This is a genomic window from Micromonospora inaquosa, from assembly GCF_003857055.1.
Taxonomy (GTDB): domain Bacteria; phylum Actinomycetota; class Actinomycetes; order Mycobacteriales; family Micromonosporaceae; genus Micromonospora; species Micromonospora inaquosa.
On sequence record NZ_QGSZ01000127.1, the window covers coordinates 25,515 to 31,967 of the forward strand.

The 6,453-nt window shown below is 70.6% G+C and carries 6 protein-coding genes; 4 read left to right on the forward strand and 2 right to left on the reverse strand.

The window, feature by feature from the left end; all coding sequences use genetic code 11:
• Positions 1 to 343: 343 nt before the first annotated feature.
• The 3 genes from DLJ59_RS03770 to DLJ59_RS03780 all read left to right on the forward strand — a co-directional run bounded on the left by DLJ59_RS03770 (position 344) and on the right by DLJ59_RS03780 (position 4,199).
• On the forward strand, positions 344 to 1,111 hold the full coding sequence (locus DLJ59_RS03770) for an ABC transporter ATP-binding protein (protein WP_124771116.1): 768 nt from the start codon (positions 344 to 346) through the stop codon (positions 1,109 to 1,111).
• Positions 1,111 to 3,666, forward strand: coding sequence for an ABC transporter permease (locus DLJ59_RS03775; protein WP_124771117.1), 2,556 nt, complete (start codon positions 1,111 to 1,113; stop codon positions 3,664 to 3,666). The genes DLJ59_RS03770 and DLJ59_RS03775 overlap by 1 nt, the downstream gene beginning before the upstream one ends.
• A 155-nt stretch (positions 3,667 to 3,821) precedes the next feature.
• Positions 3,822 to 4,199 (forward strand): carboxymuconolactone decarboxylase family protein, encoded by a 378-nt coding sequence (locus DLJ59_RS03780; RefSeq protein WP_124771118.1) that lies wholly within the window; start codon positions 3,822 to 3,824, stop codon positions 4,197 to 4,199.
• Positions 4,200 to 4,250: 51 nt separating this feature from the next.
• Here DLJ59_RS03780 and DLJ59_RS03785 read toward each other — a convergent pair whose 3' ends face one another.
• Together DLJ59_RS03785 and DLJ59_RS03790 are read right to left on the reverse strand one after the other, a co-directional pair.
• Positions 4,251 to 4,907 carry an HAD family hydrolase gene (locus DLJ59_RS03785; RefSeq protein WP_124771122.1) on the reverse strand — a complete coding sequence of 219 codons (657 nt, stop codon included), beginning with the start codon at positions 4,905 to 4,907 and terminating at the stop codon, positions 4,251 to 4,253.
• A gap of 120 nt (positions 4,908 to 5,027) precedes the next feature.
• Positions 5,028 to 5,771 (reverse strand): neutral zinc metallopeptidase, encoded by a 744-nt coding sequence (locus tag DLJ59_RS03790; protein ID WP_124771119.1) that lies wholly within the window; start codon positions 5,769 to 5,771, stop codon positions 5,028 to 5,030.
• A 237-nt stretch (positions 5,772 to 6,008) separates the two neighbouring features.
• On the opposite strand from DLJ59_RS03790, the gene DLJ59_RS03795 reads away from it, so the two are divergent.
• Positions 6,009 to 6,374, forward strand: a complete 366-nt coding sequence (locus DLJ59_RS03795; protein ID WP_124771120.1) for a hypothetical protein — start codon at positions 6,009 to 6,011, stop codon at positions 6,372 to 6,374.
• The last annotated feature ends 79 nt before the right edge of the window (positions 6,375 to 6,453 follow it).

A 6,453-nucleotide genomic window follows, 5' to 3' on the forward strand; every position in this document is an offset into this window, starting at 1 on the left:
GGTACCTCACCTGGCGTACTCGAAGATCCCTCCGTGGGGGGACGGCTGGCGTTGCCGCCGTCACCTACCGTGACCGGAGATGACTCGGTTCGGTTGACCCTCCTGTGGCGTCAGGTGCGACTGTCGGTGCCGCCGCCCGTCGCCGGGTGGGGAAAAACGGTCTACCGGTCGTCACGTCAGGGGCAACCCTGATCCGACATAGGGGTGCACCCGCAGCGGGAAATCCGCTCCGGGTCCCCCCAGGGTCGGACGGGATGGGCGAGCACAGCACCGATGATTGAACGGTCGCGCCGGACCATCGGGGGCGGCGTGCGTTTTCGGACAGACGGAAGAGGTAGATGACGTGACCGCGACGGTAGGCCAGCAGGCGCAGGCCGCGGCCCGGGCGAACGACGTGTGGAAGGTGTACGGCAGCGGCGAGGCTCAGGTCATCGCGCTGCGGGGGGTCAGCGCCGAGTTCGAACGTGGCCGCTTCACCGCGATCATGGGCCCGTCGGGTTCGGGCAAGTCGACGCTGATGCACTGCCTGGCCGGCCTGGACTCGGTGACCCGGGGGACGGTGGCGATCGGTGAGACGACGGTCACCGGGCTGGGCGACGCGGGGCTGACGAAGCTGCGGCGCGACAAGGTGGGCTTCATCTTCCAGCAGTTCAACCTGCTGCCGACGCTGACCGCCAAGGAGAACATCCTGCTGCCGCTGTCGATCGCCGGGCGCAAACCGGACCCGGCCTGGTACGACACGGTGATCGAGACGGTGGGTCTGAAGGACCGGCTGGACCACCGGCCGGCGCAGCTCTCCGGTGGGCAGCAGCAGCGGGTGGCGTGCGCGCGGGCGCTGGTCTCCCGCCCCGAGGTGATCTTCGCGGACGAGCCGACCGGCAACCTGGACTCACGCTCCGGCGCGGAGGTGCTCAACTTCCTGCGTAACTCGGTGCGGGAGCACGGCCAGACCATCGTGATGGTCACCCACGACCCGACGGCCGCCGCGTACGCCGACCGGGTGGTCTTCCTCGCCGACGGTGAGATCGTCTCGGAGTTGATCGAGCCGACCGCCGAGACGGTGCTGGACACCATGAAGAAGCTGGACACTCCGGCCGAGGTGGGCAACTGATGTTCCGCGCGACTCTGAAGAGTCTGCTGGCCCGCAAGGTCCGGCTGATCCTGTCCGGGCTGGCGGTGGTGCTCGGCGTGATGTTCGTCTCGGGTGCCTTCGTGCTCACCGACACGCTGGGCCGCTCCTTCGACTCGACCTTCGCTGACGCCTATTCGGAGATCGACGTGAACGTCGCGGCGAAACCGAAGGTGGATGTCGACGAGTTCGAGGGCGAACAGACCGCCAACCCGCTGCCGGCCGCCGTGGTGGACCGGGTCAAGCAGATGCCGGGGGTGGCGTCGGCGACCGGCGTCGTCGCCGCCGACGGCGCCCGGATCATCGGCAGCAACGGCAAGGTGGTGACCTCGTTCGGTCCGCCGCAACTGGGCGAGAACTGGACCGGCGAGAGCGAACTGCTGCGACTGCGTGAGGGGCGCGCCCCGCAGGCCGAGGACGAGATCGTCATCAACAGGGCGCTGGCCACCTCGGCAAAGGTGCAGGTCGGCCAGACGGTCGGCGTGCTCACCGCGTTCGAGTCGAAGAAGCGGGACTTCACCCTGGTCGGCGTCTTCGGTTACAGCGGTGACCGGGACTCGATCGGTGGCGCGAACGAGGTCTTCTTCACCACCCCGGTGGCGCAGCGACTGATGCTCGGCGAGCCGGACGTGTTCAGCAGCATCACCGTGCAGGCCGCCGACGGGGTCTCCGACGAGAAGCTGCGCGACGACCTGGCCGGTGCCCTCGGCGCCGACTACCAGGTGAAGACCGGCGAGCAGTTGGCTACGGACGCCGCGAACGGCCTGAAGGAGGGCCTGTCCTTCTTCAACAAGATCCTGCTCGGCTTCGCCGCGGTGGCGCTGCTGGTGGGCACCTTCCTGATCCTCAACACCTTCTCGATCATCGTCGCGCAGCGGACCCGGGAGTTGGCGCTGATGCGTGCCATCGGGGCCAGTGGACGGCAGATCATCGGGTCGGTGGTGCTGGAGGCCATCGCCGTGGGTCTGATCGCCTCAGTGCTCGGCCTGGCCGCCGGCATCGGCGTGGGCGCGCTGCTGGCGTTCCTGTTCGGCAAGCTGGCCGGTGGTCTGGCCCTGGCCGGGATCGGCGTGCCGGCGTCGGCGGTGATCGGTTCGTTCGCTGTCGGCCTGGTGATCACCGTCGTGGCGGCGCTGCTGCCGGCGCTGCGGGCGTCCCGGATTCCGCCGATCGCGGCCATGCAGGACGTGGCCACCCCGGACCGGCCGTTGACCAAGGTCACCGTGGCCGGGTCGCTGGTCACCGGCGTCGGCGCGGTGCTGCTCTTCCTCGGGCTCAGCGGCAACGCCGGCGGTCAGACCCTGACCACCATCCTGGGCGGGGTGCTGTTCGCCTTCATCGGGGTGGCGCTGCTGACCCCGTTGCTCAGCCGGCCGGTGGTGAGCCTGCTCGGGGCGATCTTCTCCTGGTCGGTGCCGGGCAAGCTGGGCCGGCTCAACTCCGGGCGTAACCCGCGCCGTACCGCGATCACGGCCGCCGCGCTGATGGTCGGCATCGCGCTGGTCACCGGCGTCACGGTCATCCTCGACTCGGCCAAGGGCAGCATCGGCGCGCTCGCCCAGGACAGCATCAAGGCCGAGTTGGTGATCGCCGGGAGCCAGGGAGGCCCGCGCCCGCCGAGTTTCGACCCGGGTGTCCTGGACCACGCCAAGGCCCTGCCCGGCGTGCAGATGGTCGACGGTGAGTACGGCGACATGGCGAAGCTCAACGGGCAGAGCACCTGGGTCGGGGCGAGCAGCGACATCGCGTCGCTGCGGCAGATCTTCAGCGCCAAACCCACCGCCGGTGACATCGACCGGCTCGGGCCGACGCAGATGCTGGCCAGTTCGGACACTGCCACCTCGCGTGGCTGGTCGGTGGGTTCGACGGTGAACGTGCAGTTGACCCGGGGCGAGGCGCGGACGTACACGGTCAGCGGCATCTACGAGTCCGGGCAGCTGTTGAACCCGGTGATGCTTCCGGTGACGGCGGCCAAGGACTTCGCGATCCCGCAGCCCTTCCAGGGGTACATCCAGTTGGCGCCTGGCACCGCGGTCGCCGACGTACAGCCGCAGGTGGAGTCGCTGCTCGCGGACAGCCCCGAGGTGTCGGTGGCTGACCGGAACGCGTTCATCGAGCAGCAGACCGGTCAGCTCGACGGGCTGCTCACGATGATCCAGATCCTGCTGGCGCTGGCCATCGTGATCGCTGTGCTGGGCATCATCAACACCCTGGCCCTGTCGGTGCTGGAGCGGACCCGAGAGTTGGGCCTGCTGCGGGCGATCGGCCTACGCCGGTCCCAGACCATGGGCATGATCACCGTGGAGGCGGTGGTGATCTCGGTGTTCGGCGCGCTGCTCGGCGTGGTGGTGGGCACCGGCCTCGGCGCCGCGGTGGTCGAGGCACTCAAGGACGAGGGCATCACCGACCTGATCCTGCCGTGGGGGCAGATGGGTGTCTTCCTCGGTCTCGCCGCCATCATCGGCGTGGTGGCCGCGGTGCTCCCGGCGATCCGGGCGGCCCGGATCAACGTCCTGGGCGCCATCGCCCACGACTGATCGGCACAGCCGAGGCCCCGGTCGCCATCCGCGCGGCCGGGGCCTCGGCCTGTCCATTCCCCCTCGGCCACCCGTACGCGACTGCCAAGCTGGTGCTGCCGGCAGAGCGTCGGCCCGCCCAGCGAGCGGGCGGCCGGAGAGGCGGGGCCGGTGACATGACCGATCAAGACGCGTACCAGTGGGCACTCGACAACGCCGAGCGGCTGCTCGGGCAGCCGTTGGTCCTACCGCTCGCCGAGGGTGAGCCGTCGGTGGGAAACGACTTCCGTCGTCTCGCCACCGTGCAGACCTTCGGCGCGGCCTGGCCCCGGGAGGGCCTCGACCTGCGCAGCCGGTGCCTGGTCTCGGTGGCGATCGCCGCCGCCCTCGGCACCCACGAGCCGCTGCGCGGGCAGCTGCGCATCGCGCTGACCTCGGGCGTGACCAGGGAGGAGATCGTCGAGCTGTTCATCCACCTGGCCGCGTACGCGGGGGCCGCGCGGGCGTTCGACAGCTACCAGGTGGTCGCCGCGGTCTTCGCCGAGCGCCCCTGAACGAGGCTGGTCGCGCGACAGCCGAGCGCCGCCGGACCCACGCCGGGCGGGTCAACCGGTTGCCGCGGCCCGATCGGTCAGCAGCGCCGCGAGCAGCTTCAGGTCCACCCCGGTCAGGCTCTCCACCTGGTGTACGCCGACAGTGCTCGGCAACGCCACCTCCGCCGGTACGGCCAGCACCGCCGCGCCCGAGGCGACCGCGCTGGCCACCCCGGTCGGTGAGTCCTCGATCGCCACGCAACGCGCGATCGGCACATTCAGCAGCCGGGCCGCGGTCAGGTAGGGCTCGGGGTGCGGCTTGGCCGCCACCACCTCGTCGCCGGCGACGACCGTGTCGAAGCTGTCCCGGCCCAGGGTGTCCAGGGCGATCTCGACCAGCGCCCGAGGGCTGGAGGTGACCAGCGCGGTGGGGATTCCGGCGGCGCGGACCGCTCGCAACAGCTCGAACGCCCCCGGCTGCCAGGGCAGGCCGGTGCGGAACAACTCCAGGATCCGGGCGTTGATCCACGCCGCGCTGATCTCCGGATCCCGTTCGGGCTGCCCCAGGTCGTCGTGCAGGATGCGCATCGACTCGGCCATCGCGGTGCCGATGATCGACTGGCGGGCGTCGACGGAGAGCTCCCCGCCGTACTCCTTCGCGAGTTCCTGCAACGCGACGTCCCACAGCTTTTCGCTGTCGACCAGCGTGCCGTCCATGTCGAAGAGCACGGCGGCGGGATAGGTGCTGCTCAGCGGAGCCTCCAGGGTCGTGGGCGACACCGGCGATCCTGCCAGCACCACCCGCGCCCGGTGGCGGCAACGAGCGCCGGAGTGACCCGGGCAACCCGCTCAGCCCAGGTCGCACTCCTTCAGGGAACCCTCGTAACCACGGAAGAACATGTCGGTGCGTTGCTCGGCGGTGCCGTGCGCGCCTTCGGCGAACCACGGCTGGTCCGGGTCGTCGCCGACCGCCGCCACCCCCTCCCGGAACTCCTCCAGGTCACCCTCGGCGAGGGTCAGAGCACCCGAGCGCACCGAGTCGCCGAGGTACGCCCCGGCCATGCAGTCGGCCTGCAACTCCTGCTGGATGGTGAAGCTGTAGTTGATGCCGAGCCGCACCTGGATGGCGTGCGCGTACTCGTGCCCGAGCAGGTAGAAGACGAACGCGTCGCCGACCTGGCGGAACGCCGCCACCGACCAGGCGACGTCGTACGCGATGAAGTCGCCCCGCGAGCAGTAGACGGCGTTGTTGCGGGGCAACGCCTGACCGCCACAGGACACCTCGCCGTCGCGCTGGTACGGGATGATCCGCCGGATCGGCTGGAATCGCTGCCCGGATTCCTTGAACTGGGCCGCCCAGTACCGCTCGGCGACCGCCTGCGCGTCGGCGACGTCCTGCTCGAACTCGGCGACGCTTGTGGTGCTGTCGGCCCGGGTGGTGTTCGGCCCCGGGGAGGCGGCTGTCGGGTCCGCTCCGGGCCGCTCGGCCTCCGGCTCGGCCAGCCCTCCGCCGGCGCAGGCGAGCGAGACCAGGGCGGCGATCAGCAGGCCCGCCAACGGGCCCCGCGCGTCGCGTCCGAACCGTGCCCCCACTGTGCCTCCCCAGACATCGGTGCTCACGCTGCGAGGTACCCCGACGATACGACCGCCATGCCCATCACCGGTTTCACGTAGGGCGCGCCCGAACGGTTCACGTGCCCTGGGCCCGGGCGGGTTGCGGCGCAGCGGGCTGGGTGGTGTCGCGCGGCGGGATCGAGTGGGCGCGGCACGCCACTGTGGGGCTGCCACAATGCTCCGGGGCGGGTGTCGCCGTCCAGGAAAGGATCGGCCGTGGCGCACCAACTGGGCAGTCGCAGCCGACGTCAACCGGCGCCCGCGCACGTCGTATGGCGGTCGCTGCGCGACCCGTACGAGGCCGGCAGCCGGCCCTGGCTGGAGTTGCGCGACGACGAGGTAGCGGCCCGCGTGGTGGCTGGCTACGCGCCGATCCTGCTCGTCTGGTCGTCGCTGTGGCCGCACCGACCGTTGGACCGGATCCGCTTCGACCTGACCGCCGGACTGCCCGGCGGGGACTGCACGCTGCGCTGGACGCTCACCACCGACGGGGAACTGCCGAGCGAGAGCACCCTCGGCCACCTACGCCACCGCCTCAACTACCTGGTCAACCACCGGCTGCGCCGCTCGTACGGCCAGTAGGGTCGCTCAACCACCCGACTCCCGACCGCGCTGCCACGTGTCACCCTGGTCACCGTGCCGCTCTGCCTCGTACCTGTGC

Coding starts and splice junctions, on each gene's coding strand:
- DLJ59_RS03780 (WP_124771118.1), top strand. CDS start 3,822: ATGACCGATCAAGACGCGTACCAGTGGGCACTCGACAACGCCGAGCGG.
- DLJ59_RS03775 (WP_124771117.1), top strand. CDS start 1,111: ATGTTCCGCGCGACTCTGAAGAGTCTGCTGGCCCGCAAGGTCCGGCTG.